The 2,121-nt window shown below is 41.3% G+C and carries 3 protein-coding genes; all 3 read left to right on the plus strand.

Going from position 1 to position 2,121, the window contains the following annotated elements; all coding sequences use genetic code 11:
- Positions 1–102 precede the first annotated feature (102 nt).
- Positions 103–576, plus strand: coding sequence for a hypothetical protein (locus tag LZU85_RS20690; RefSeq protein WP_025590398.1), 474 nt, complete (start codon positions 103–105; stop codon positions 574–576).
- Between the two features lie 54 nt (positions 577–630).
- Positions 631–1,329 (plus strand): hypothetical protein, encoded by a 699-nt coding sequence (locus LZU85_RS20700; protein ID WP_419795984.1) that lies wholly within the window; start codon positions 631–633, stop codon positions 1,327–1,329.
- Positions 1,330–1,472: 143 nt separating this feature from the next.
- Entirely contained in the window at positions 1,473–1,931 is a 459-nt protein-coding gene (locus LZU85_RS20710; protein ID WP_237288426.1) for a hypothetical protein, read from the plus strand.
- Positions 1,932–2,121: the final 190 nt, after the last annotated feature.

The following is a 2,121-nucleotide window of genomic DNA, read 5'->3' on the forward strand; positions in this document are numbered from 1 at the left end:
CTTGCGTTGGGGTTAGTGGTTAAGGTGCTATGCGGTTACTTTTGTATTGCATGCCTGCGCCCCTTAACGCGGCGTTAGCCTTCAAGTTTGATATGGGTAGTTATGGAAATACTAAGCAAATATGCATCTGAAATTATTGCGTTGTGCGCACTGTTTTTAACAGTGTACCAAGCCAGCAGTCAGCGTCGCCAAAATCGTATCTCACTAAAACCTCACCTGGATCTATTTACTGAACGCTTTTTTAAAAATGGTGTGGGTCGTATTGAAATTTATCTAATAAATAATGGTTTAGGCCCAGCGTTCATTGAAACGTTTGATGTAGCACTTGGTGACAAAAACTATAGTGCTAGAGATGCTCTTACTGCATTATTCGGCGACAGATCAGACGCCTTTAACTACACAGAGTTATCTAAAGGCTACGCTATTGCTCATAATCAAAGAATACGCTTACTATCCGTGGATTTTCCGGCTAAAGACTGGGCTGAAGTTAGTAGTCTCGAAGAAAGTATCAGCTCACTAAGGCTAAGTATTAATTATAAGTCTGTTCATGGACAAGCCTTCTCGCTAAACGATTAAAGGCTAACAAGGCGTTCAAGAGGGATTCATGCCGCGTGGCATTTTTGGTTTACAGTGAGTTTTGGTGGTGAAAGTGGTCTGCAGAAGGTTGGTTTAGGCGGCATTCACCCCTTAACGCAGCGTTATGCAGATGGAGAAAATATGATTCAGCTAAACCATATCGGGGAAGCCCTAGTATGCGAGCTTATTAACAACTCAGATGAGGTTCGCTCTTTCCTGAAGGAAGTTTTAGCGCTTTCGTTTGACGAGTTCATAGCTGTTCCTGAAATTAGGCTAGACCCGTGCTCCGATTTGATATTCGATGGCGTACACAAAGTTGATATCTGCATTTTGGATGTACATTCAAAAACCTGTTTCCCTATTGAAGCAAAGCTAGGTTTAGATCGGTTAGCACAGAAAACCTTTGATGACCGTTTCCTTCACCCATGTAAAACCTCTCATAGTGGTTCTAGGGTTTCGGGTAGTATGATTTCAGTCATTGAGCGACAGCTTCCTGAACAATGTGATGGACACGATTTGTCAGTAACATATGAAGGCCATCGATATCTGCTAACCAAAGAATGGGCTCTTATCTCAAGGAAACAAGTTCATTCTAAGTGGGAAGTAAACGGCTTTCCGAGTGTCTCTTCCAAATGTCGTCACTTAGTCTTCGAAGATGTGGCAAGAAAATACGGTAATAGCAATGACTTCAACACGTTAGTTTCGAAGTTGCTTAATGTAGACTTTTATCGAAAGTGGGTAGAATCTGCATAACAAATTGTTCAAGAGGGATTCGCAACGCGTGGCATTTTTACTATGCGTTGGTTTTAGTGTTTAAGGCGGTATGCGGTGGCATCGGTATTGCGTTGCTCACCCCTTAACAAGGCGTTAGTGCCTTTCACATGTGGAGAGTCTAAATGGACTATTTGATTAATATTCTTATCGAAGAGGCACCTAAAACAATAATTAACACGATTGTTGCTTTGTTGACGACAGCTCTGGTTGCTTCTTTCGTATTCATCATGACTGTGTTTTCGAAAAATAGAGAAATTAAAAAACTAATACTGAAGCCGGGAAGGCAGTTTTATCTCTACTATCGTGGAGAGAACCACGAAGAAGGTAAAACAATAACATTCTGTTCAGATGGTAGCGTTGGGGAAGGGGGGAATGAAAACGAGTGTACATGGAAAATATATTGGGGCAGTTTAATCATCAATAATCAAACTGGGCGTCCTCATAGTATCTTTAAATGGGACAAACATCAGGGGAAATTAGTACATAACAATGATGTCAACCTTCCTTCAATTATGGGGCAGGTTTTGGCACCGGATTATATCCCAATTTCTCACAACGAAGACTTCAAAGATCAGCACTAACAATCAATTTAAGAGGGATTCCCAACGCTTGGCATTTTTGTTTCTACTTCAATTATAGTGGTTACGGTACAATGCTTTAGGTTGGGTGGTCGCGTTGCTCACCCCTTAATTGGGCGTTATGCTTAATCAAATAAAATCAGTTGGTTATGGTTTTTATGTTTCCTCAGCTTTCGGGTTTTGTGCTCGTCGG

Origin of the sequence: Vibrio floridensis, from assembly GCF_021852965.1 — a bacterium.
Classification (GTDB): Bacteria; Pseudomonadota; Gammaproteobacteria; order Enterobacterales; family Vibrionaceae; genus Vibrio; species Vibrio floridensis.